Here is a 21,102-nt window from a genome sequence, read left to right on the forward strand (position 1 = left end):
TTCTAGATCAACTCATCGTCACTGGTGGGAGCCGGTCTACGCGCTTCGTCTACGCGCATTGGCAACGCGCGTGGATCGCGGGGGCGAAATGGTCCATTATCTGGCGGTATGTCAGCAGCCGCTCCGGGACGGGCTGGACCCCGGGCGAACGGAGCGGGAGCCTTGGGGCCATGACCTCGATAACGCCGCGGCATCGCCGGACCGCCCTGCTGGTGGCGGGCTGCTTCTTCATGGAGATGCTGGACGGCACCATCGTGTCGACCGCCGCCCCGCAGCTGGGCGCCTCGCTGCACACCAGCCCCACCTCGGTCGGCCTGGTGGTCACCGCCTACCTGCTGACCCTGGCCGTGCTGATACCGCTGAGCGGCTGGCTCACCGCCCGCTACGGCGTCCGGCGGGTCTTCCTCAGCGCCATCGCGGTGTTCACGCTGGCCTCGCTGGGCTGCGCGGCGGCCGGGAACCTCGGTGAACTGGTGGCGCTGCGGGTGCTGCAGGGCGTCGGCGGGGCGATGATGGTCCCGGTCGGGCGGCTGGTGGTGCTGTCCAGGACCGAGAAGCAGGACATCCCCCGGGTCATCGCCTATGTGGTCTGGCCGGCGCTGGTGGCGCCGGTGCTGGCGCCGCTGCTGGGCGGGGTGATCACCACCTACCTCAGCTGGCACTGGCTGTTCCTGGTCAACATCCCGCTGGGCGTGGCCGCCTTCGCCACCGCCTGGCGGCTGATCACCGCCGAACCGCGGTCCGCCCCGGCGCCGCTGGACTGGGCCGGGGTGCTGCTGACCTGCGCCGGCCTCGGCGGCCTCACCTGGACCGGGCACCTGGTCTCGGCCGGCTCCGGGCTCACCGCGGCCCTGGCCGTGCTGGCCGGTTCACTGCTGGTGCTGGCCGCCGCGGTACGCCATCTGCTGCGCACCCCGCACCCGCTGCTGAACCTGCGCACCCTGCGGGTGCCCACCTTCCGGGCCTCGGCCACCACCGGCTCGCTGTTCTGGGTGGCGGTCGGCGCGATCCCGTTCCTGCTGCCGCTGCTGTTCCAGACCGTCTTCGGCTGGAGCCCGGTCAAGTCCGGGGCGATGGTGCTGTTCGTCTTCGTCGGCAACATCGGGATGAAGCCCGGCACCACCTACCTGCTGAACCGCTTCGGCTTCCGGCCGCTGCTGCTCACCGCCACCACCGGGATGGCGGCCACGGTCGTGGCCTGCGCCTTCTTCACCGCCGGCACCCCGCTGCCGGTGATCGCCCTGGTCGCGACGGCCAGCGGGGCCACCCGCTCGCTCGGCCTGACCTGCTACTCGGTGATCGCCTTCAGCGACGTCCCGGCCGAGCTGATGCGGGACGCCAACACCCTTGCCGCGACCCAGCAGCAGACCGCGACCGGGCTCGGCGTGGTCGCCGCGACGGTGGCGCTGCGGATCGGCCAGTCGCTCACCGGCCCGTCCGCCCGCCTGTTCCCCGGGCTCTCGCCGGCGGCCGTCAGCTACGGGACGGCCTTCGTGCTGCTGGCCCTGCTCATCCTCGGCGCGACGGCCGGGGCGCTGCGGCTCAGCACCGGCGCGGGCGACGCCGTGCGCCGGGTGCCGACCGGTATGAGTCCCGTGAAGAGCAGATCGTCCCGCACCGGCTGAGCGGGCCACCCACTATCCTGCGCCCCATGACCACACCTCTGTACGCGCCGCTGCCCGAGACCGCCAAGGGACGGCTGGTGCAGTCCCAGCAGGGCAAGCCCTGCTTCACCTCCGACCTCTCGGTGAACGAGTTCGTCCTGGTCACCCAGGCCGGATTCGAGCCGCTGGGCATGGTGATGGGCAGCAGCGTCTACCACGTGGGTGTGCAGAACGCGGGCTGGAAGGTCAGCCAGGAGCTCGGCTACCTCAGCCAGGCCATGTACACCGCCCGCGAACTGGCGATGTCGCGGATGGAGGCCGAGGCGGCGCAGCTCGGCGCGGACGGGGTGATCGGCGTGGTGCTCCGGCCGATGAACTACCAGTTCTTCGGCGACGTCATCGAGTTCGTCGCGGTCGGCACCGCCATCCGCAGCACCGACGGCCAGCCCTACCGCAACCCGGACGGCAAGCCCTTCACCACCTCGCTGTCCGGCCAGGACTTCTGGACCCTGTGGCAGCACGGCTGGCTGCCGCGCCGCCTGGTCCTGGGCACCTGCGTCTACCACGTGGCGCACCAGACGCTCCGTCAGACCCTGTCCCAGGCAGGGGTGAACACCGAGCTGCCGCTGTTCACCCAGGCCATCTACGACGCCCGCGAACTGGCGATGTCCCGGATGCAGTACGAGGGCCAGCAGATCGGCGCCGACGGCATCGTCGGCACCAGCGTGGACGACCACCGCTTCTGGGGGGAGCACGCCCTGGAGTTCCTGGCCACCGGCACCGCCGTCAACCGGATCCGCCCGGACACCGTCCCGGTCCAGCCGCACCTGACCATGCCGCTGCGCTGAGAATCCCCGGTGCGCCGGGTCCGGCCCGCTGGATACCCTTCGGATCATTCGGAGGGGGGACGCGTCGCATGAACGGGTCGATCGGGGACGGGCGGACGCTGGCCTGCCTGCTGGAGCTGGCCGAGCCCGCGCAGGCACGGCGGGCCGCGACCCGGCTGGGCGCGCTCGGCGTGAAGCCGGCGTCGGCGGGCGGGCTGCGCGGGCTGCTGCGGTCGCAGCCGCCGCTCGCGGTCTGGCTGTGGGTGCTGCGCTGCGACGAGCCGGAGTGGAACGCCGTGGCGTTCGACGTGCGCGAGTTGGGCGACGCGATCCGCCGGGACATCCTGAACGGTGTGCCGTTCGGTCCCGGCCGCACCGAGCCGGTGGCGCTGGCGCCGTCCCTGCGGGGGAGCTGGGAGCGCGTCCCGAACCACCCCGCCCTCGACCTGCCCGAGGAGCTGCCGGTCCAGGAACTGCTGCCGCTGCTGCGGGCCGCGGGCGCGGCCCGGCAGCTGGCACGGGCGCGGCAGTTCGCCGGCGCCGTGCGGCGCGACCGGCCGGGCAGCGCGGAGCCGGGGGACTGGGACGCCGTCGCCCGCGCCGACCGGGAGGACCCGCTGCCCGGCTACGCGCGCTGGGCCCTGGCCTGCCAGTTGACCTGCCCGCCCGCGCTGCGCGAGCAGTTCGGCAGCCACCCGAAGTTCACCCACCGGCTGCGGCAGGCGGGCGTCCTGGCCGACGTCCGCGGTTATGTCGAGCGGCGGTCCGCGCACGAGGCGCTGATGGTGCTGGGCGCGTTCACGGGGTCCGGGACGGCCGAGGGCGTGCAGATCCGCGAGCTGCTGGCGCCGCAGGTGCGGGAGCACCTGGGCGGCCACGCCGAGGCCTGGGCCGTGCTCGCGCAACTGCTGCCGACCTTCACCGGCACACTCCCCGAGCTGATCGCCACAGCGGGCGCCGTCGCCGGGCCGGAGCCGCTGGAGCCCGGGCTGTTCGAAGACGGGGAGAGCGACGGGGACCGGCTGGATTCGAACCAGCGTGTTCCGGTTCTGGAGACCGATGCGCCTGCCTCTGCGCTACGGCCCCGCCGCCGCTGGGGACTCTACCGGCGGAACGGGTGACCGGGCCATGCCCGCCGAAGTCGCGCTGATGCCGCGTCACCAGTCGGCGACGCGGTAGTCCTTGAGGAAGGCGCCGGACACCGGACGGCCGGCCTCGCCGCGGACGATCGGGTCGTAGACCCTGGCCGCGCCGTCGACGATGTCCAGCGGGGTGCGGAAGCCGTGCTCGGCGATCCTGGCCTTCTTCGGGGCCGGGTTCTCGTCGGTGATCCAGCCGGTGTCCACGCTGGACAGGTGGACGCCCTGGGCGGCCAGTTCCTCGGCGCTGGTGCGGGTCAGCATGTTCAGCGCGGCCTTGGCCATATTGGTGTGCGGATGGCCGCCGGTCTTGTTGCGCACGGCGAAGCGGCCCTCGACCGCGGTGACATTGACGATGTAGCGGCGCGGGTGCGGGGAGGCCAGCAGCAGCGGCAGCAGCCGGTCGCAGAGCAGGGTCGGCGCGACCGCGTTGACCAGGTGGGTCTCCAGCAGCTCGGCCGGGTCCAGCTCGCCCAGCCGGGCCGACCAGGAGTTCTCCGGCGCGGTGTCGGGCAGCAGCCCGGCCTCGTCGGTGAGCAGCGCCAGCGCGGACTGCTCCCGGCGGGCCGGGGCCAGCTCCCGTCCGGTCCGGAAGCCGGGCGCCTCCAGCAGCCGCGGGCCGTGCGGCTCCAGCGGCTCGCGCTCCCCGGCGGCCAGCACCGCGTACGCGCCGGGCGCGCGGCGTACGGTCTGCGCCGCGTTGTTGACCAGGATGTCGAGCGGGCGCCCTTCGCTGCGCAACTGTTCGCAGAGGCCGAGGACCTGGCGCGGGTCGCGCAGGTCGATGCCGGCGACGGTGAGCCGGTCCAGCCACTCCGCGCTGCCGGGGGCGGCCCGGAAGCGGCGCACGGTGTCCTGCGGGAAGCGGCTGGTGACGGTCAGTTCGGCACCGTCCCGCAGCAGCATCAGCGCCAGCTGGAAGCCGATCTTCACCCGGCCGCCGGTGAGCAGCGCGCGCCGCCCGCGGAGGTCGGTGCCGGCCTCGCGGTGCTCCCGGTTCTCGGCGGCGCAGGACGGGCAGAGCGCGTGGTAGAAGGCGTCGACGGTGCTGAACGTGCTCTTGCAGACGTAGCAGCGCCGGGACTGCCGGTAGGCGCCCACGCTGCTGCCCGGGGCGGCGGCCGGGGCCAGCGGCGCGTCCTCGCGGCGGTCGGCCGCGCCGGTGCCGGTGGCCGCCCGGACCGCGGCGTCCTCGGCCCGTATGCCGTCCTTGCGGGTCTGCCGCCGGCGGCGTCGGCCCTCGTTCACAAAGGACTCGGCGACCCGTTCGGCATGCAGCCGGACCAGGTCGTCGACCGGGAGGGCCCGCAGCTTTCGCACGGTGCGGGAGTAGGCCTCCAACTCCTCCGCGCCGACCTGCCCGTCCATTCCGCCCCCCTGGTGGTTCGGTGGGAACCGGCCGGATTCGAACCGGCGTGCCCTGCATGCCATGCAGGCGCGCCTGCCTCTGCGCTACGGTCCCGCGTGCGACTGCCCGGACGACCGGATTCGAACCGGCGTACTGCGCCATGCGAAGGCACCGCGCCTGCCTCTGCGCTACGTCCGGGCATTGTCGAGGATCGTACCTGTACGCAAACGGAAGTGTTCCCGTCATTCCAACGAAACGGGTCGCCCCTACCGTCACGTCATGGCGGATATCTTCGACTCGTACACGCTTGCGGACGCGTGGGACGAGATGTTCGAACGGCCCGGCATCGTACGTCCCGCGTATGGAGCGGTCTTCTCCGCCCTCCAGTCGCTGGACGCCAACGAGCTGCGCTTCCGCACCGACCAGATGGCCCGGACCTTCACCGACCGGGGCGTCACCTACTCCTTCGGCGGGGAGGAGCGCCCCTTCCCGCTCGACCTGGTGCCACGGATCCTGGACGCGGTCGAATGGGACACCATCGTCCGGGGCGTCCAGCAGCGGGTACGCGCCCTGGAGGCGTTCCTCGCCGATGCCTACGGCCACCAGCGGGCCTTCAAGGACGGCGTGGTCCCGTACCGGCTGCTCTACTCCTCACAGCACTTCAACCGGGCCGCGCACGGGATCGAGCCGCCCGGCGGCGTTCGGATCCACGTGGCCGGCATCGACCTGGTCCGGGACCAGGACGGCGGCTTCCGGGTGCTGGAGGACAACGTCCGGGTGCCCTCCGGGGTCTCCTATGTGATCGAGAACCGGCGGGTGATGACCCGGGTGCTGCCCTCGCTCTTCGCCGAGCAGCCGGTCCGCCCGGTGGACGAGTACGCGCAGCGGCTGCTGGGCGCGCTGCGGGCCTGCGCGCCGGAGGGAGTCACCGACCCGGTGGTGGTGGTGCTCACCCCGGGTGTCGCCAACGCCGCCTACTTCGAGCACGCGCTGCTGGCCCGGCTGATGGGCGTGCAACTGGTCGAGGGCCGGGACCTGGTCTGCTCCGGCAACCGGGTCCGGATGCGCACCACCCGGGGCGAGACCCCGGTGCACGTGGTCTACCGGCGGATGGACGACGACTTCCTCGACCCGCTGCACTTCCGCCCGGACTCGGTGATCGGCTGCCCCGGCATCCTCTCCGCCGCGCACGCGGGCAATGTCACCCTGGCCAACGCGGTCGGCAACGGCATCGCCGACGACAAGCTGCTCTACACCTATGTCCCCGACCTGATCCGCTACTACCTGGCCGAGGAGCCCGCGCTGCCCAACGTGGAGTCCTTCCGGCCCGAGGAGCCCGGCCAACTCGAAGCGGTGCTGGACCAGTTGGACCGGCTGGTGCTCAAGCCGGTGGACGGGGCCGGCGGCAAGGGCATCGTGATCGGCCCGCAGGCCGACCGGACCGTCCTGGACCGGCTGGCCGCGCAGGTCAGGGCCGACCCGCGGGGCTGGATCGCCCAGCGCCCGGTCGCCCTGTCCACCTCGCCCACCCTCACCGGCACCGCCGAGGGCTATGACGGGGTGGCGCCCCGCCACATCGACCTGCGTCCGTTCGCGGTCAACAACGGGGACGACATCTGGCTCCTCCCCGGCGGGCTGACCAGGGTCGCCCTCGGCGAGGGCAATCTGGTCGTCAACTCCAGCCAGGGCGGCGGCTCCAAGGACACCTGGGTGCTGCCCGGGCCGCGCGCCCCGCGCGAGGCCGTGCCGGCCGCGCCACAACCCTCCTACGAACAGCACGGGTTCGCCGCGGCCGACGGAGTGACGCCACGTCAGTTCGGGCCCGGCGCACCCTCCGTCACCGAACAGGGGGCCCAGCAGCAGTGACCGCCGACACCATGCTCTGCCGCATCGCCGAGTCGCTGTTCTGGCTCGGCCGCTACGTCGAACGCGCCGACGACACCGCCCGGATCCTCGACGCCTACCTGCACCGGCTGCTGGAGGACCCCTGGAGCGACGAGGACGCCGCCTGCCGCTCGCTGCACGCGATCCTCGGCCTGGCCGCCGAGGAGGGCAAGCCCTGCGACATGGGCACCGTGCTGGACCGGCTGGCCTTCGACGCCTCCAGCGCCGGATCCATCGACGGCGCCCTGCGGGCCGGCCGGGAGAACGCACTGTCCGCCCGCGAGGTGGTCTCCACCGAGATGTGGGAGTGCCTCAACTCCACCTGGCACCAGCTCGCCGAGCAGCGGCTGGCCGCCCGGCGCAGCGGGCCGCACGCCTACCTCGGCCTGGTCCGCCGCCGGGCCGCGCTGTTCTTCGGGCTCGCCGACTCCACCATGAGCCGGGACGACGGCTGGCGCTTCGTGCTGCTCGGCCGCAGCCTGGAGCGGGTCGACATGACCGCCCGGCTGCTCGCGGTCCGGGTGCTGGCCGCCGTGCACGCGCCGGACTGGCCCACCCTGCTCAGCGCCAGCGGGGCCGACGAGGCCTTCATGCGCACCCACGGCGCCGCCGGCGACAAGGTCGGCGTGGCCGAGTTCCTGCTGCTGGACCGGGGCTTCCCGCGCTCGGTGCTGCACGCGCTCACCACCGCCGAGGACTGCCTCGCCGAACTCGGCAGCCCGGCCCTGGCCGGGGTCCCGTCCGGCGGCCAGTGGGGCCGTCCCGACCCGGCCCGGCTGCCGATCGGCCGGATGCGCACCCGGCTGGAGTACCTGGACACCAGGGAGCTCGGCGGCTCCGGGGCCGACGGGCTGCCGCTGCTGCTCCGCGACCTCCAGCAGGCCTGCGGCGACGCCGCCCGGGCGGTGGCCGAACGGTTCTTCCCGTACGACGGACCCGTCGAGTGGTCGATGGAGGGAGCGTGATCGACATGGGCCGCAGGCTCCGGATCAGGCACGAGACGGTAGCGGCGTACGAGGGGACGGCCGCCTCCTCCTACAACGAGGTGCGGATGACCCCGCTCACCCTCCCCGCGCAGACCGTGCTCGACGCCCGGATCACCGTCAACCCGGCTGCCCCCACCTGGAGTTACTGGGACTACTGGGGCACCCAAGTGACCGTCTTCGACCTGCCGGAACCGCACACCCGGCTCTCGGTGACCGCCACCAGCATGGTCGAGACCTCCCCGCCGGCCCCGCTGCCGGTGCCGCCGGCCCGGCGGGAGATCCGGGAGCGGGGCGGGTCCACCGCGCTGGCCGAGTTCCTGGCGGCCACCCCGCGCACCACCCTGGGCGGCGAGCCGGTCGCCCGGGCCCTGGACGCCGCGGACGGCCTCGACGCGCACACCGCGGCGGCGGCCGTCGCCGAGCTGGTCCGCGGCCACGTCGTCTACACCCAGGGCGCGACCGGGGTCTACACCGGGGCGCAGGAGGCCTGGGAGCTGGAGGTCGGCGTCTGCCAGGACTTCGCCCATCTGACCGCGTCGCTGCTGCGGGCGGTCGGCATCCCGGCCCGCTACGTCTCCGGCTATCTGCACCCCGACCCGGACGCCGACCCGCTGGTGTCCGTCGCCGGGCAGAGCCACGCCTGGGTCGAGTACTGGGCCGGCGAGTGGATCGGCCACGACCCGACCAACGGCACCAGGGCCGGTGAGTCCCACGTCGTGGTCGGCCGCGGTCGCGAGTACGGCGACGTGCCCCCGCACAAGGGCGTCTACCGCGGCGCCGCCGGCGGCATGCCCCGGGTGGAGGTGGAGTTCGTCCGCCTCCAGTAGCGCCGATTGCCACGTGTATACGGAACTGTATACTGTCCTGTATGGGTACTGCGATGATAAGGGTGAGCGAGAGCACGCGTGAACGCGTCATGCAGGTGGCGGCCGACGACTATGGCCGGGCCACGGCCGACGAGACCATCAACCGCCTCCTCGACGAGCACTGGCAGCTCACCTGCGTCGCCGCGGTGACGGCCTACCGGGAGGCCGACCCGGCGGGCTGGGCCGAGTACCTGGGCGAGGCGGAGGAGTGGGGTCAGGCCGACGCGCCGGTCGCCGACACCTGGGACGGGCCGGCCGCGTGAGCCCGGCCGTACCGGTCGAGCCCTGGCAGGTGTGGTGGGCCGATCTGGATCCCACCCAGGGGCGCGAGCAGGCCAAGAAGCGCCCGGTGGTCGTGGTGTCGTCCGCGTTCCATCTCGCGCTGACGGCGGGGCAGCTCGTCACCGTGCTGCCGCTGACCACGGTCGAACGCCCCGGCTGGAAGCACCATGTCCGGATCGACTCGCTGCGCAAGCCCGGCTGGGCGATCACCGAGCAGGTCCGGACCCTCTCGGCCGGTCGCCTCGACGGTCGGCCCATCGGCCGGCTGACCGCGGACGAGGTCGCCGAGGTCCGTACCGTCCTGGTGCGGATGCTCGACGTCCGCTGAGACTTCTGGTCCCAATTCACCGGCTGACACCGGGAAATGCGGAATACCCGCTCCGGATGCGGCTGCTCCGGGACCCGAGGAGCATGGGGTACGGGCATGGGTGTGTCCAGTTCCTGAGAGGTGAGGACCATGCGGGTACTGATGACGGTCCAGATGGACACCGAGAAGGGGAACAAGTCGATCACGGACGGCAAGCTGCCCGAGATCCTCATGTCGGTCTTCGACCGGATCCACCCCGAGGCCGCGTACTTCGGGGCAAAGGACGGGCAGCGCACCGGGTACGTGGTGTTCGACCTGCAGGAGCCATCCGACATTCCCTCGATCGCCGAGCCGTTCTTCCAGCAGCTCGGTGCCAAGGTGGCCTTCGTACCGGTGATGAACCTCGACGACGTTCAGGCCGGGATGAAGAAGTACGAGTCCGGGTGAACGCCGGAGGGCGGGCCGGCTGCTGCCGGCCCGCCCTCCGCCTCCGCGCGGTCGGTTACGGGTAGCTGGTCAGGTCGGCCACGGTGTTGCTGGAGTTGGACGGCCCGCCGCTGCTGTTGACGATGTGGCTGATGGTGCCCACGCCGCCGAGCGAGACGGTGACCATGTCGTGCAGCTTCACCCCGGAGACCTGGGGCACCTCGATGGCGTGGTCCGCCACGATCGAGCTGTTGACGTTGAAGTAGCAGTAGACGCCGAGCCCCCAGCCCTCATGGGTGGTGACATTGGCGGCGACCTTGTAGGCCGCGTAGCCCCTGGTGCTCCCGTTCATCCAGCTGGACTGGTTGGGCGGGTCGTAGGGCAGCTCGTTCTGCAGGAAGTAGGTGCGTCCGCCGTTGGCGTTCCAGAGCACCGCGTACTGCTGGTAGTGCTCGGCCGCGAGGCCGTACATGGTGACGTTGGCGCCGTTCACCACCAGCCCGTTCTGGGCGGTGTTGGAGGTCCAGCCGACTCCGCTGCCGTGGTCGGCGCGCCAGAGCCAGAAGTCGTCACCGATGGTGTTGTTGCTGTTGACCTGGACGCTCACGGTTGCCTTGCCGACCGCCGCGCCGCCGATCCGGGCGAAGATGTCGGACAGCACGGTCGGGTCGGCCGAGTGGTCCGCGCTGCTGCCGGTCGGACCGACCTGCAGCAGGACCGGGGAGTTGGTGGTGCCGGCGTCGAACAGCAGCCCGCCGATGCGGAGGCCGCTGACGTCGGCGGTGGTCATCGCGGTGGTGCCGTTGTCGGCCTCCAGCGTGGCCAGGCCGAGGCCCAGCACCACGGTGTCGGCGCGGGTCACGTTGATCGGGCTGGTGAGGTGGAACACGCCCGGGGTGAACAGCAGGTTCTTGCCCGCCGCCAGTTGCGCGTTGATGGTCGCGGCGCTGTCGCCCGGCTTGGCGATGTAGAACTGGCTGATCGGCAGCGAGGTTCCGGCGGTGTTGCCGCTGCCCCAGGTGATGCCGCTGGCGTTGGTCCGGTCGGACGGGACGAACACCTGGTAGTTGCCGGAGGAGTCGATGTACAGGTACGGCTTCTCGGCGACCACCGGGGTCTGCGCGACCGTGGTGTACGTGGGGAAGCTCTGCGCCGGGGCGTTGGTGTCGCCGACGAAGACCATGTTCCAGTTGGAGCCGGTCCAGCTGCCCCACTGGTCGTTGCGGGACAGCCACTGCTGCTGGGTGCCCGAGTTGACCTGGCCGTCGACCTTGGAGTCGCTGAGGAAGCCGCCGCTGGACCAGCCGCCGTTGTCCGAGAGGATCATGTTGCCGGTGACGTGCACCCGGCGCATCGGCGAGGCCTGCGAGACGGCCCACTTGACCTGCCCGTTGGACGGGCTGTCGGTGAGGTTCTCGACCGAGCGCCAGAAGTTCTGGGTGGCGTTGCCGCCGTCCCACTGGGCGTCCGCGTTGACGCCGCCGCCGGTGATGGTCACCTGGCCCGGGTTCTGCCCGAGGCCGAGCACCTGGGTGTAGTAGCCGACCGGGACGTTGACGTTGTACGTGCCCGGCTTGAACAGCAGGGCGTAGCGCTGGCCGCCGAACTGGTTGGTCTCCTGCGAGCTGTAGACGCTGTTGATCTGGCTCTGGATCGAGGAGGCCGACTGCGACGGGTCGAAGGTCAGCACGTTCGGGCCGAGGTCCGGCGCGCCGCCGCTGGGCGGGGGTGACGTCGGCGGGGGCGAGGTGGGCGGCGGCGTGGTGCCGCCGCCGTTCAGGGTGAAGGACTGCGCCGCGGTGCCGTTGCAGGTGTACTGCTGCAGCTGGGTGCTGTCGGCGGTGGACGCGGCCGGCACGTCCAGGCACTTGCCGCTGTTGCGGTTGACGAAGTGGTAGGTGCCGGTGGACTCGGCGACCGGCAGCCACTGCTGGTTGTTGCCGCCGCCGTAGGCCCACAGCTGGATCGGGGCGCTGTCGGCGGTGGAGACATTGGTGACGTCCCACACCTGGGCCGGGCTGGGGGCGCTGCCGACCTGGAAGTAGCCGCCGCTGGTGGCGGTGAAGACCCAGTTCTGCGCGGCGGTGGCGTTGCAGGTGTACTGCTGCACCGCGGTGCCGTTGGCGGTCGCGGCGGCGCGGGCGTCCACGCACTTGCCGCTGTTGCTGTTGACGACCGTGTAGCTGGTCCCGGAGACCACGGCGGCGGGCGTGGCCGCCCCGGCCGAGGGGCCGAGGCCGAAGGCCAGTCCGCCGGCGACCAGGGCCGACAGTGCTGTTCCGGCGACTGCGACGGTCCGCACTCGCACATGTCGTTGTGCCATCGTGGAGGTGCTCCTGGGTAGGTGGTGACGTGGCATCAGCTGGGGAGGTTCCACTGCTGGTTGGCGGAGCCGGCGCAGGTCCAGATCTGCAGCCGGGTGCCGTTGGCCGAGCTGGGCCCGGTGGCGTCCAGGCACTTGCCGGAGGCCGGGTTCAGCAGGGTGCCGTTGCTCTGGTGCTGCCAGACCTGGGCGCCGGTGCCGTTGCAGTCGTAGAGCTGCACGGTGGTGCCGTTGGCGGTGCCGGCCGCGGTGACGTCCATGCACTTGCCGAGCGCCTGCAGCGAGCCGTTGGAGGCGACGCTCCAGCTCTGCGCGGCGGTGCCGTTGCAGTCGTACAGCTGCACGGCGGTGCCGTTGGCGCTGTTGGCCCCGGCCACGTCCACGCACTTGCCGCCGTATCCGGTGATCGCGCCGGAGCCGGCCGGCGGCGGCGGGGGCGGGGTGGTGCCGCCGCCGGTGATCGCCTTGAAGGTGTTGGTGAACTGGTAGGGGCTCTGCGAGGTGCCGCTGCAGTTGGTGGGTGCGCCGGAGAACCCGCCGGAGCAGGCCTGGTCCCGGCCCAGCGCCCAGAAGGACAGCTCCTGGATGCCGTTGGCGGCGGCGAAGCTCTCCAGGGTGGACGCGTTGGCGGTGCTGAACACCTCGACCGTGGAGTCGTTGACCCCGATCATCGGGGTGTTGCCCTCCATGGCCCAGAGCTGGGCGGACGTCTTGGTGGTCCAGATCTGGCCGAGCTGGGTGTGCAGGGCGGTGGCCGCGCTGGTGGCGGCGGTGCCCATGTTCTGGGCGTTGCCGTAGTCCATGGTCATGATGTTGACCAGGTTGACGTTCAGGTTGTGGCTCTTGGCGTTGTTGAGCAGGCTCAGCGAGTCCGACAGCAGCCCGGTCGGCAGCACCGGCAGGGTGTAGTCCACCGAGAGGGTCTTGCCCGCGGCGGCGTACTGGGCCTGCAGGTTGGCCAGCGCCTGGTTGCGGCGGTCGTTGGCGGCGGTGTCGTCCAGCGGGCCGCCCTCGACGTCCAGGTCGATCCTGGTCAGGTTGAGGGTGTCGATGACCGTCTTGTAGGCGGCCTGGAGCGAGGAGACCGAGGTGCAGGCCTGGGCCAGCTCGGTGCCGGAGGCCCCGCCGAAGGAGGCGATGACGTCGCCGCCGTTGGCCCGCAGGGTGTTGATGGCGCTGGTCCAACCCGGGTCGCTGAGCGAGACGTTGCCGTCGATCAGGCCGTTGCAGCCGCCGTTGCTGATGATGAACGCCAGCGTGTAGTACTTGTTGCCGGTGGCGTTGTACGCGTTGGTCAGTGCCGAGGCGGAGTTCCAGGTCTCGACATAGGGCGCGGCGTAGTGGGCCGGGAAGCCCGGGCCGGGGTTGGCGGCGGCGTGTGCGGCGGTGCTGCCGCCGAGCAGCATTCCGGCCGAGGCGAGCGGGACGATCGCCGCGACGAGCGCGGCGCGGGCACGTGAGGCCCGGGATCTGGGCATGCTGAACCGAGGCATGGCGGTGTCCTCCTGGGGACGGTGGGGGTGCGTCCGGGTACGCAGAACGGGCGGGAATGGGGCCCGCCGACGGCGCTCACGCCGGGGGAGCGCTCTCTGCGCCCTTTGTTCAAGTCTTGATTGAACTCATGTCGCATGCCCGCGTCAATGGTCTGGCCCACAATTGGTGCAGACCATTGTGGTGGAGAAGACCGTTCTGGCAGCTCAGGACGGCAGTGGCGAAGTTCTGCCGGAGAGGCCGCCGACCAGGGTGCGGGCCAGCGTCGCGGCGAAGGTCTCCAGCGGCTCCGGCTTCCGGTCCAGGAACGGTGCCAGCAGGGCCCGTTGGAAGCAGGCGCCGAGCAGCAGCGCGGCGGCGGCGTCCGGATCGGTGTCGCGGCGGATCCGGCCCCGGTCCTGCTCCAGCCGCAGATAGCGGGCCAGGGCGGTGAGCGGGGTGTGCGGGCCGACGCCGAGCCGGTGGAGGTGCTCGATATGACGCTGCATCAGCGCGGGGTCGGCGAAGAGCGAGGCGGCGATGGGCGCGCTGGCCTCGTAGAAGAGCGTGGCCTGGGCGGCGATCTCGGCCAGGCAGTCCTCGGTGCTGCGGTCGCCCGGGTTCTCGAACACCTCGGCCAGGGTCGGCCCGAGCGGGGGGAGCCGTTCGTGCAGCACGGCGACGAAGAGCTCCTCCTTGCCGGCGAAGTACTTGTAGAGGGCGGCCTCGGAGCAGCCGGCCGCGCGGGCGATCTCCTTGGTGGTCGCCCGGATCAGCCCGATGGTGCGCATCAGCTGCGACCCGGCGTCGAGGATCCGCTCGCGGGTGGGTGCGGCGGGGGGCGTGGAGGGGGGCGTGGAGGCGCTGCGCGTCACGTGGGTCCGGTCTCCTCGGCAGCAGGGGCTTGACGCAAGGGTAAGTGAATACTCACTCTAGAGGGGTGAGTAAGTACTCACCCACCTTTTCCGCACGTGGTACCCCGCGAGGAGCAGCTATGAAACTCACCGTCCTGGGCGCGACCGGCGGCATCGGCGGCCAGATCGTGCGGCAGGCCCTCGCCGCGGGCCATGACGTCACCGCGGTGGTCCGGGAGAAGTCCAGGCTGGCGCTGGAGCACCCGGCGCTGCGGGTGGTCACCGCCGACCCCACCGACGCCTGGGCCCTGGTCCCCTTCGTCACCGGCCGTGACGCGGTGCTGTCCGCGCTGGGGCCGCGCGGGCGCAAGGCGGTCGGCATCGCCTCCGCCGGGACCGCCGGGGCGCTGCAGGCCATGGACGCGGCCGGGGTCCGCCGGGTGGTCGTAGTCAGCGCCGCTCCGCTGGCCCCGATCCCCGACGGCGAGTCCCTGTTCCTGCGCTACGTCGGCACCCCGCTGATCCGGGTGGTCCTCAAGAGCCTGTACGCGGACCTCGCCGAGATGGAGGCGCTGCTGCGGGACAGCCCGGCGGAGTGGACCTCGGTCCGCCCGCCCCGGCTCACCGACAAGCCGTCCACCGGCAGCTACCGCACGGTGGTCGGCGGCGCCGTGCCCAAGGGGATGTCGATCTCCCGGGCCGACACCGCCCACGCGATGCTGGCCATGGTCGACGACCCGGCCACCTTCCGGCAGCCGGTCGGCGTGGCCTACTAGGCGCTCTGCGAACCGCTACCCGGGGGTGCGCTCGGTGAGGACGCCGTCCTTCTCGTCGTGCAGCGCGCCCGATTGCGGGCACTCCCAGACGCCGGGCTCGTCCGCGCGTTCGACCAGCCGGACGCCGGCCCGGCCGACCCAGCCGATCCTGCGCGCCGGGACCCCGACCACCAGGCCGAAGTCGGGCACGTCCCGGGTCACTACGGACCCGGCGGCCACCAGGGCCCAGCGGCCGATGTGCACCGGGGCCACGCAGACCGATCGCGCGCCGAGCGAGGCGCCCTCGGCGACGGTGACCGCCACGGCCTCCCAGTCCGCGCTGCCCTTCAGCTTCCCTGACGGGTCGACCGCACGCGGGTTGTGGTCGTTGGTGAGTACCACCGAGGGCCCGATGAAGACGCCGTCGGCCAGCTCCGCCGGCTCGTACACCAGGGCGTAGTTCTGGATCTTGACATTGGAGCCGATCCGCACCCCGGGACCGACATAGGCACCGCGGCCGACCACGCAGTTCTCGCCCAGCCGCGCGTTCTCGCGGACCTGGGCGAGGTCCCAGATGCTGCTCCCGGCGCCGATCTCGGCACGCTCGTCGACCTGGGCGGAGGGTTGGACCCTGGAATTCACTCGTGGACGCCTTTCGGAGTGAGACGTGGTCCCGCGAGCATAGATGTTCGATCCGCTGCCGGAGGCACGAGCCGGAGAAATCAGAAAGGCCCCCACCACCCGGAGGGCGGTGGGGGCCTTTCCTGTCAATTCAGAGCGGGCGAATGTTCTCGGCCTGCGGGCCCTTGGGGCCCTGCGTGACGTCGAACTCGACCTTCTGGCCCTCGAGCAGCTCGCGGAAGCCCTGGGCGTTGATGTTCGAGTAGTGGGCGAAGACGTCGGCGCCGCCGCCGTCCTGCTCGATGAAACCGAAGCCCTTTTCCGCGTTGAACCACTTCACGGTGCCAGTAGCCATGTCTGTCTCCTTCATGGGGCAGAGTTCGGAGCCCACACTGTGCGGGATCCGAGTCGCCGCGATGATCGACCCGCTCCGGCATGCGACAGGTGACACAAAAGACCGGAAAAACAAAAGTGCGCCTGGGGTCACAACCCGGCAGGCGCACACAACGTTCATGGGAACCACAACTGCAACGTTCTCCAAGCTAGCACACGCCGCGCCGGACCGGCCGTTCTTTCCGTCCGGGTCGCGCTGTGCAAGGCTTGACAGCGGACGCCACCCCCCACGTCCTCCCCACCCCCTTCCTCCCCCGACTGCGAGGCACGATGCGCGTCACCATCGCCGGCTGCTCCTTCTATCTGCAGGCGCCCGAGGTGGTTGCCCTCATGAAGGATGTGAAGGCCGAGCCCGTCACCGGCGAGTCGGTCCGGATCGGACGGCGCACCTATCCGATCAAGCAGGTCGGAGCCATGATCACCAAGCAGGACCGGCGCGACTTCAGCGCCGCCGACGTCGTCCGGGCGATGCAGCGGCTCGGCTTCACCTGCAACCCGGCTCCCGCCCCCGCCGCGCCCGAACCGGCCCCCGCGCCGGAGGCCGGGCTCGGCGGCGGCCCCTCGATGATGCTGGACTCGGACGCCGAGGTCTGGCCGCTCAGCGCGCCGGAGCAGCAGCTCTAGGGGGTGTCTGACGGATCTCCGCGGGTGAAGGAGCGGTGTCCGGTGCGTGCGGTCGCAAGGCGCCGGAGCGCCCTTGTAGCGGAGCTACCAGGGCGGTTCGGCAACGCGGCGAGCGTGCGTGCCGGGCGCCGCGACGCCGCGGAGATCCGTCAGACACCCCCTAGGCGCCAGGGGTGTCCGGAAGCGCCTCCAGGTAGGTCCAGGCGCCACCCTCGCGGACGAACCTGCTGTTCTCCTCCAGCACGCCCGAACGACCGGGCTCGCTCCAGTGCGCCCGGAAGGCGACCGTGCCGCCCACGTGGAACGGCCCGCCCTCGGTGGCGCCCAGGACCTCCAGACGCACCCAGCGCTGCGCCGGATCGAGCTCCAGCTCGGCCGGGCGGGTGCGGGAGTGCCAGCTCCGCAGCAGGTAGCCGGTGTCGCCGACGGCGAAGGCGCTGTAGCGGGAGCGCATCAGCAGTTCCGCGGTCGGCGCGGCGGCCGTCCCGGCGTGGAACACACCGCAGCAGTCGCGGTAGCGGCTGCCGTCGCGCCCGCAGGGGCAGGGGGAATCGGCGGCGGCCGGCGCGGACGGCGCACGCCGGGGGGTGGTCTTGCTGCGTCGGGCCATGCCCCGATTGTGCCTCAGTGAAAACTCAGCGGAAGCGGGTGAGTTTCCGCTCGCAGGCGGCGCGCCAGACCGCGGGCAGGTCGCGGTCGACCTGGGCGATGGCGGCCCGTTGGCGCGCGTACAGCACGCCGTAGCCGAAGCCCTCCTCGCCGGCCAGGTGCGCGGTCCTGGCCAGGCCCGGCAGCGCCGCGCAGGCCAGCAGCGCGTCCTGGCGGACGCCGAGCAGCTCCTGCACCGCCTTCATCCGCCGGGCCAGCCGCCGGGCCGGCCTGCCGACGCAGGCGACGGCGCCCTCGCCGGCGTAGCGGGCCCGCTTGGCGGCCTTGCGGGCCTCGTGCAGGGCCGCGTCCCTGGCCGGTCCGGCGGGGGTCGCGCTGGCCCCGGCGATCCGCCGGTCGACCCGGCGCTGCTCGCTGCGGACGGTGCGTTCGAACGCGCCGACCGCGCTGCCGCGGGCCCGGGGGCGCAGCCCCGGCCGGGCCGCCAGCGCCTCCACCGCGTCCAGCAGCGCGTAGTAGCGGGGGGCGTCCAGGGTGCTGCTGGCCCGCTTCCAGGACCTGCGGTACTGGGCCGCGGTCCGGCTGCCCACCCGCTCCCCGACCGGCCCCGGGCACTCCTCGGCGGACAGCTCGGCGATCTGCGCCGCCAGCAGCGCGCCCAGCACCTCCTGGTCCCTGGCCTCGCCCAGCACCGTGCCGAGCCAGCGCAGTTCCGCGGCCACCGTCCCCGCGGGCTCCTCCGCGAACTGCCGCCGGTGGATCCGCAGGGTGCTGCGCAGCCGCCGGACGGCGACCCGCATGGCGTGCACCGCGTCGGGCTCGTCGGCCCGCACCGCGGGGTCGAGGGCCAGCAGCTGGGCGGACTGCTCGCGCAGCAGCGCGGTCACGGCCGCCCCGATCGAACCGGGCGCCGGCTGCTCGGGGGCGTCGGGGCCGGGGCCCGGATCCGGCCGGCCGAGCGCGCGGGCGAGCTTGGACGGGCTGGTGGAGCGCCGCAGTCCGGCCTGGGCGAAGCGGCGCTCCACCGCGTCCAGCAGTTCGGTGCCGCCCTTGACCAGCTCGGCCTCGACCTCGGTCCAGCCGGTGACCACGGTGCTGCTGCCGCCGCCGCGGCCCGGTTCGGCCCCGCTGCCCCGCTGGGCCGGGACCAGCGGCGCCGCGTCCTTGGGCCGCAGCCGCTCCGCGGCCAGGACCTGGGCGGACACCGTGTCCTGGGCGATCTCGGCCAGCGACCGCTGCCGGCCGTCCAGCAGCAGTCTGCGGCGGCGGTGGGTGCGCAGGTGCACCACCGGGGTCAGCGCCCCGCCGCGGGTCAGCGCCCGGGTGCGCAGCACCAGTTCGCGCGGGACCCGGCCCGGCGCGCCCGCGCTCAGCGGCAGCCGGGTCTCGCTGCGGACGTCCGGGCCGACCGGCAGCTTGAGGTGCCAGCCGGCGTCGTGTCCCCCGGTCCTGCGGCGCAGGGTGACCCCGCGGGCCAGCAGCCGCAGGTCCGCGGTGTCGTAGTAGACGGCGTCCAGATCCTCCGGTTCCGCGTCAGTGATCTGCGCCACACCGGGTATCCCGTCCAGGACGGGGAGTGCCGCGTCGCCGCTGCCGTCGAACTTGCGTTCTTTCTCCATGTGTCCAGCCCTCATGCCCCTCCCTTTCCCGAGCCCGAGCCCGCCATGCGCCGTCCCTCAAGGTCCTTCCTGGACGCTCGGGCACCAGTGCGTCCCCGCAAGCTCGTCCCGTCGCTGCCGTTTCAGCAGGGCCTCGGCGTTTCAGCAGGGCCCCAGCGGAGGAGAAGGTCTACATGAACGAACTCGCGGAACGCGTGGCGGTACGGCGGGGCCTCCGCTACGGCCCCAGTGGGCAGCTGCTGGACGTCTACCGTCCGGCCGCGCCTCCCGGCGGCCGCCGGCCCGGCGAAGGGCTGCCCGCCAGGCCGCTGCTGCCCACCGTGCTGCTCTGGCACGGCCGCCCCGCCGACAACCGGGCGGTGCTGGCCTCGCTGGCCACCGCGGTGGCCGGGCACGGCATGCTGGTCCTGGTCCCGGACTGGCGCACCGACGCGGCCGACGGCGGCTGGGGCGAGCTGCGCGAATCCCTCGCCTACACCCGCCGCCGCGCGGTGGAGTACGGCGGCGACCCCGGCCGGATCGTGCTGGCCGGCTGGTCGCTCGGCGGCCGGGCCGCGCTGGCGACCGCGCTGCGGCCGTCCGCGGCGAGCACCGACGGCTGGCGTCCGCTGGCCGTGCTCGGGCTCGGCAGCAACTACCGCTCCGAGGACGAACTGATGCACCCCACCGTGATGGAGGAGCTGACCTGCTCCGCCGCCACCCCGATCCCGGTCCACCTGCACCACGGCACCGCCGACGCGGTGGTGGACGTCGCCCGCTCCCGCGAGTTCGCCGCCGCACTGCGCCGGCGGCACTGGCCGGTGACCCTCACCGAGTCGGACTCGGACCACTCCGGCGTGGTCATGGCCGAGTACGACCGCGGGTTGGGCCGCTGCCGGGGCGCCACCGCCGAGCACGCCCTGCGCGCCGGCGAGACCACGGCCCGGCTGATCGCCGAGGCGGCGGGGGTCCGGCTGCCGGTCGGCGTCCGTTGAGCCCGGCCGCACCGCGGCCGGCTGTGGCAGGGTTGCCCTCATGAACGACGTTTCCGCAGACCGCCGCCCGTATGTCGTGCTCAGCGTCGCCATGTCGATCGACGGGCACATCGACGACCGCGGCCCCGAACGGCTGCTGCTCTCCTCGCCCGAGGACTTCGACCGGGTCGACCAGCTCCGGGCCGACAGCGACGCGGTCCTGGTCGGCGCCGGGACGCTGCGCAGCGACGACCCCCGGCTGCTGGTCGCCTCGCCCGAGCGGCGGGCCGAGCGGGAGGCGAGGGGGCTGCCCGCGTACCCGCTGAAGGTGGCGCTGACCGGCAGCGGCGACCTGGACCCCGCGCTGCGCTTCTGGCACCACGGCGGCGCCAAGGTCGCTTACGCCCCCGACACCGCCGCCGCCAAGCTGGCCGAACGCCTGGACGGCCTGGCCGACGTGGTCGGCACCGGCGCGGCGCTCGACCCGGGCGCGGTGCTGGACGACCTCGGCGCCCGCGGCGTCGGCCGGCTGATGGTGGAGGGCGGGGGAGCGGTGCACACCCTGTTCCTGACGGCGGGTCTGGTCGACGAGATCCAGCTCGCGGTCGCGCCCTTCTTCGTCGGCGACGACGCGGCCCCGCGCTTCGTCCTGGCCGGGGCCTTCCCGCAGGACCCGCGGCACCGGATGACCCTGGCCGAGACCCGGATGCTGGGTGACACCGCGCTGCTCCGCTACCTGGTGCGCCGGCCCCCGCTGACCGCCGCCGACCGGCACTGGCTGGCGGAGGCGGTCGAGGAGTCGCGCCGCTGCCCGCCGTCGGTCACCGCCTACTCGGTCGGCGCGATCATCGTCGCCGAGGACGGCACCGAGCTGGCCCGGGGCCACTCCCGGGAGCAGGGCGACCCGGCGGTGCACGCCGAGGAGGCGGCGCTGGCCAAGCTGGACCCGGCCGACCCCCGGCTCGCCACGGCCACCCTCTACAGCACCCTGGAGCCCTGCAGCCGGCGCTCCTCGCACCCGGTGCCCTGCGCCCAGCTGGTCCGGGCCTCGGCGCTGCGCCGGGTGGTCATCGCCTGGCGCGAGCCGGCCCTGTTCGTGGCCGACTGCGAGGGCGTGGAACTGCTGGAGCAGGCCGGGATCACCGTGCTGGAGTGCCCCGAACTCGCCCCGGCGGCGCGGGCGGTGAACTCCTACCTGGAGCTGGGCTGAGG

The 21,102-nt window shown here is 72.7% G+C and carries 21 protein-coding genes and 3 tRNA genes; 12 read left to right on the forward strand and 12 right to left on the reverse strand.

All coding sequences use genetic code 11. The features are described from left to right. The first annotated feature begins 170 nt into the window (after nt 1-170). Together ACEZDG_RS10645 and ACEZDG_RS10650 are read left to right on the forward strand one after the other, a co-directional pair. Nucleotides 171-1,625 carry an MFS transporter gene (locus ACEZDG_RS10645; protein WP_380506067.1) on the forward strand — a complete coding sequence of 485 codons (1,455 nt, stop codon included), beginning with the start codon at nt 171-173 and terminating at the stop codon, nt 1,623-1,625. A gap of 26 nt (nt 1,626-1,651) precedes the next feature. Then, a complete protein-coding gene (locus ACEZDG_RS10650; protein WP_380506070.1) occupies nt 1,652-2,452 on the forward strand; it encodes a heavy metal-binding domain-containing protein in 801 nt (266 codons plus the stop codon). A 44-nt stretch (nt 2,453-2,496) separates the two neighbouring features. Here ACEZDG_RS10650 and ACEZDG_RS10655 read toward each other — a convergent pair whose 3' ends face one another. The 5 genes from ACEZDG_RS10655 to ACEZDG_RS10675 all read right to left on the reverse strand — a co-directional run bounded on the left by ACEZDG_RS10655 (nt 2,497) and on the right by ACEZDG_RS10675 (nt 5,116). Continuing rightward, nucleotides 2,497-3,336 (reverse strand): hypothetical protein, encoded by an 840-nt coding sequence (locus tag ACEZDG_RS10655; protein WP_380506073.1) that lies wholly within the window; start codon nt 3,334-3,336, stop codon nt 2,497-2,499. A gap of 108 nt (nt 3,337-3,444) precedes the next feature. Then, nucleotides 3,445-3,517, reverse strand: a tRNA-Trp gene (locus ACEZDG_RS10660). A gap of 71 nt (nt 3,518-3,588) precedes the next feature. Further along, nucleotides 3,589-4,938, reverse strand: coding sequence for an SDR family NAD(P)-dependent oxidoreductase (locus ACEZDG_RS10665; RefSeq protein WP_380506075.1), 1,350 nt, complete (start codon nt 4,936-4,938; stop codon nt 3,589-3,591). A 22-nt stretch (nt 4,939-4,960) separates the two neighbouring features. Beyond that, nucleotides 4,961-5,032 (reverse strand) — tRNA-Ala (locus tag ACEZDG_RS10670). A gap of 11 nt (nt 5,033-5,043) precedes the next feature. Continuing rightward, a tRNA-Ala gene (locus ACEZDG_RS10675) sits at nt 5,044-5,116 on the reverse strand. 81 nt (nt 5,117-5,197) lie between these two features. Between ACEZDG_RS10675 and ACEZDG_RS10680 the strand changes: the two genes are divergently transcribed. The 6 genes from ACEZDG_RS10680 to ACEZDG_RS10705 all read left to right on the forward strand — a co-directional run bounded on the left by ACEZDG_RS10680 (nt 5,198) and on the right by ACEZDG_RS10705 (nt 9,690). Continuing rightward, on the forward strand, nt 5,198-6,784 hold the full coding sequence (locus ACEZDG_RS10680; RefSeq protein WP_380506078.1) for a circularly permuted type 2 ATP-grasp protein: 1,587 nt from the start codon (nt 5,198-5,200) through the stop codon (nt 6,782-6,784). Between the two features lie 11 nt (nt 6,785-6,795). Then, the gene (locus ACEZDG_RS10685) at nt 6,796-7,767 is read left to right on the forward strand and encodes an alpha-E domain-containing protein (protein ID WP_380506911.1); all 972 of its coding nucleotides are present in this window, start codon (nt 6,796-6,798) and stop codon (nt 7,765-7,767) included. 5 nt (nt 7,768-7,772) lie between these two features. Then, the gene (locus tag ACEZDG_RS10690; protein WP_380506913.1) at nt 7,773-8,615 is read left to right on the forward strand and encodes a transglutaminase family protein; all 843 of its coding nucleotides are present in this window, start codon (nt 7,773-7,775) and stop codon (nt 8,613-8,615) included. A 41-nt stretch (nt 8,616-8,656) separates the two neighbouring features. Continuing rightward, the gene (locus ACEZDG_RS10695) at nt 8,657-8,917 is read left to right on the forward strand and encodes a hypothetical protein (protein WP_380506081.1); all 261 of its coding nucleotides are present in this window, start codon (nt 8,657-8,659) and stop codon (nt 8,915-8,917) included. Next, nucleotides 8,914-9,264 carry a type II toxin-antitoxin system PemK/MazF family toxin gene (locus tag ACEZDG_RS10700; RefSeq protein ID WP_380506084.1) on the forward strand — a complete coding sequence of 117 codons (351 nt, stop codon included), beginning with the start codon at nt 8,914-8,916 and terminating at the stop codon, nt 9,262-9,264. Before ACEZDG_RS10695 ends, ACEZDG_RS10700 begins: the two co-directional genes overlap by 4 nt. Nucleotides 9,265-9,393: 129 nt before the next feature. Then, entirely contained in the window at nt 9,394-9,690 is a 297-nt protein-coding gene (locus ACEZDG_RS10705) for a hypothetical protein (protein WP_380506087.1), read from the forward strand. A gap of 55 nt (nt 9,691-9,745) precedes the next feature. On the opposite strand, the gene ACEZDG_RS10710 is transcribed toward ACEZDG_RS10705, so the two are convergent. The 3 genes from ACEZDG_RS10710 to ACEZDG_RS10720 all read right to left on the reverse strand — a co-directional run bounded on the left by ACEZDG_RS10710 (nt 9,746) and on the right by ACEZDG_RS10720 (nt 14,337). Beyond that, nucleotides 9,746-11,992, reverse strand: coding sequence for an RICIN domain-containing protein (locus ACEZDG_RS10710; protein WP_380506090.1), 2,247 nt, complete (start codon nt 11,990-11,992; stop codon nt 9,746-9,748). 35 nt (nt 11,993-12,027) lie between these two features. Next, a complete protein-coding gene (locus tag ACEZDG_RS10715; protein ID WP_380506093.1) occupies nt 12,028-13,485 on the reverse strand; it encodes a ricin-type beta-trefoil lectin domain protein in 1,458 nt (485 codons plus the stop codon). Nucleotides 13,486-13,689: 204 nt separating this feature from the next. Then, nucleotides 13,690-14,337: a TetR/AcrR family transcriptional regulator gene (locus ACEZDG_RS10720; RefSeq protein ID WP_380506096.1), complete on the reverse strand. Its 648-nt coding sequence runs from the start codon at nt 14,335-14,337 to the stop codon at nt 13,690-13,692. A 119-nt stretch (nt 14,338-14,456) separates the two neighbouring features. Here ACEZDG_RS10720 and ACEZDG_RS10725 point away from each other — a divergent pair, with 119 nt between their 5' ends. After that, nucleotides 14,457-15,092 carry an NAD(P)-dependent oxidoreductase gene (locus ACEZDG_RS10725; protein ID WP_380506099.1) on the forward strand — a complete coding sequence of 212 codons (636 nt, stop codon included), beginning with the start codon at nt 14,457-14,459 and terminating at the stop codon, nt 15,090-15,092. Between the two features lie 15 nt (nt 15,093-15,107). Here the strand turns inward: ACEZDG_RS10725 and ACEZDG_RS10730 are convergent, their stop codons facing one another. Then, the gene (locus ACEZDG_RS10730) at nt 15,108-15,713 is read right to left on the reverse strand and encodes an acyltransferase (protein ID WP_380506101.1); all 606 of its coding nucleotides are present in this window, start codon (nt 15,711-15,713) and stop codon (nt 15,108-15,110) included. Between the two features lie 130 nt (nt 15,714-15,843). After that, nucleotides 15,844-16,047, reverse strand: coding sequence for a cold-shock protein (locus tag ACEZDG_RS10735; protein WP_034088259.1), 204 nt, complete (start codon nt 16,045-16,047; stop codon nt 15,844-15,846). Nucleotides 16,048-16,355: 308 nt separating this feature from the next. Here ACEZDG_RS10735 and ACEZDG_RS10740 point away from each other — a divergent pair, with 308 nt between their 5' ends. Then, on the forward strand, nt 16,356-16,709 hold the full coding sequence (locus ACEZDG_RS10740; protein WP_380506106.1) for an SCO5918 family protein: 354 nt from the start codon (nt 16,356-16,358) through the stop codon (nt 16,707-16,709). Nucleotides 16,710-16,869: 160 nt separating this feature from the next. Here the strand turns inward: ACEZDG_RS10740 and ACEZDG_RS10745 are convergent, their stop codons facing one another. After that, entirely contained in the window at nt 16,870-17,319 is a 450-nt protein-coding gene (locus tag ACEZDG_RS10745) for a YchJ family protein (RefSeq protein ID WP_380506109.1), read from the reverse strand. Nucleotides 17,320-17,344: 25 nt separating this feature from the next. Continuing rightward, on the reverse strand, nt 17,345-18,937 hold the full coding sequence (locus ACEZDG_RS10750; protein WP_380506112.1) for a CYTH and CHAD domain-containing protein: 1,593 nt from the start codon (nt 18,935-18,937) through the stop codon (nt 17,345-17,347). 173 nt (nt 18,938-19,110) lie between these two features. On the opposite strand from ACEZDG_RS10750, the gene ACEZDG_RS10755 reads away from it, so the two are divergent. Both ACEZDG_RS10755 and ACEZDG_RS10760 read left to right on the forward strand, forming a co-directional pair. Then, the gene (locus tag ACEZDG_RS10755; protein ID WP_380506115.1) at nt 19,111-19,911 is read left to right on the forward strand and encodes an alpha/beta hydrolase family protein; all 801 of its coding nucleotides are present in this window, start codon (nt 19,111-19,113) and stop codon (nt 19,909-19,911) included. Between the two features lie 40 nt (nt 19,912-19,951). Then, complete coding sequence (locus tag ACEZDG_RS10760) at nt 19,952-21,100, forward strand: dihydrofolate reductase family protein (protein ID WP_380506118.1); 1,149 nt, start codon at nt 19,952-19,954, stop codon at nt 21,098-21,100. The last annotated feature ends 2 nt before the right edge of the window (nt 21,101-21,102 follow it).

The sequence above is a fragment of the Streptacidiphilus alkalitolerans genome (assembly GCF_042511045.1).
Classification (GTDB): Bacteria; Actinomycetota; Actinomycetes; order Streptomycetales; family Streptomycetaceae; genus Streptacidiphilus; species Streptacidiphilus alkalitolerans.

Coding starts and splice junctions, on each gene's coding strand:
- ACEZDG_RS10685 (WP_380506911.1), top strand. CDS start 6,796: ATGCTCTGCCGCATCGCCGAGTCGCTGTTCTGGCTCGGCCGCTACGTC.
- ACEZDG_RS10725 (WP_380506099.1), top strand. CDS start 14,457: ATGAAACTCACCGTCCTGGGCGCGACCGGCGGCATCGGCGGCCAGATC.
- ACEZDG_RS10715 (WP_380506093.1), bottom strand. CDS start 13,485: ATGCCTCGGTTCAGCATGCCCAGATCCCGGGCCTCACGTGCCCGCGCC.
- ACEZDG_RS10710 (WP_380506090.1), bottom strand. CDS start 11,992: ATGGCACAACGACATGTGCGAGTGCGGACCGTCGCAGTCGCCGGAACA.
- ACEZDG_RS10755 (WP_380506115.1), top strand. CDS start 19,111: ATGAACGAACTCGCGGAACGCGTGGCGGTACGGCGGGGCCTCCGCTAC.
- ACEZDG_RS10690 (WP_380506913.1), top strand. CDS start 7,773: ATGGGCCGCAGGCTCCGGATCAGGCACGAGACGGTAGCGGCGTACGAG.
- ACEZDG_RS10665 (WP_380506075.1), bottom strand. CDS start 4,938: ATGGACGGGCAGGTCGGCGCGGAGGAGTTGGAGGCCTACTCCCGCACC.
- ACEZDG_RS10695 (WP_380506081.1), top strand. CDS start 8,657: ATGGGTACTGCGATGATAAGGGTGAGCGAGAGCACGCGTGAACGCGTC.
- ACEZDG_RS10740 (WP_380506106.1), top strand. CDS start 16,356: ATGCGCGTCACCATCGCCGGCTGCTCCTTCTATCTGCAGGCGCCCGAG.
- ACEZDG_RS10645 (WP_380506067.1), top strand. CDS start 171: ATGACCTCGATAACGCCGCGGCATCGCCGGACCGCCCTGCTGGTGGCG.
- ACEZDG_RS10735 (WP_034088259.1), bottom strand. CDS start 16,047: ATGGCTACTGGCACCGTGAAGTGGTTCAACGCGGAAAAGGGCTTCGGT.
- ACEZDG_RS10680 (WP_380506078.1), top strand. CDS start 5,198: ATGGCGGATATCTTCGACTCGTACACGCTTGCGGACGCGTGGGACGAG.
- ACEZDG_RS10760 (WP_380506118.1), top strand. CDS start 19,952: ATGAACGACGTTTCCGCAGACCGCCGCCCGTATGTCGTGCTCAGCGTC.
- ACEZDG_RS10745 (WP_380506109.1), bottom strand. CDS start 17,319: ATGGCCCGACGCAGCAAGACCACCCCCCGGCGTGCGCCGTCCGCGCCG.
- ACEZDG_RS10705 (WP_380506087.1), top strand. CDS start 9,394: ATGCGGGTACTGATGACGGTCCAGATGGACACCGAGAAGGGGAACAAG.
- ACEZDG_RS10650 (WP_380506070.1), top strand. CDS start 1,652: ATGACCACACCTCTGTACGCGCCGCTGCCCGAGACCGCCAAGGGACGG.
- ACEZDG_RS10750 (WP_380506112.1), bottom strand. CDS start 18,937: ATGGAGAAAGAACGCAAGTTCGACGGCAGCGGCGACGCGGCACTCCCC.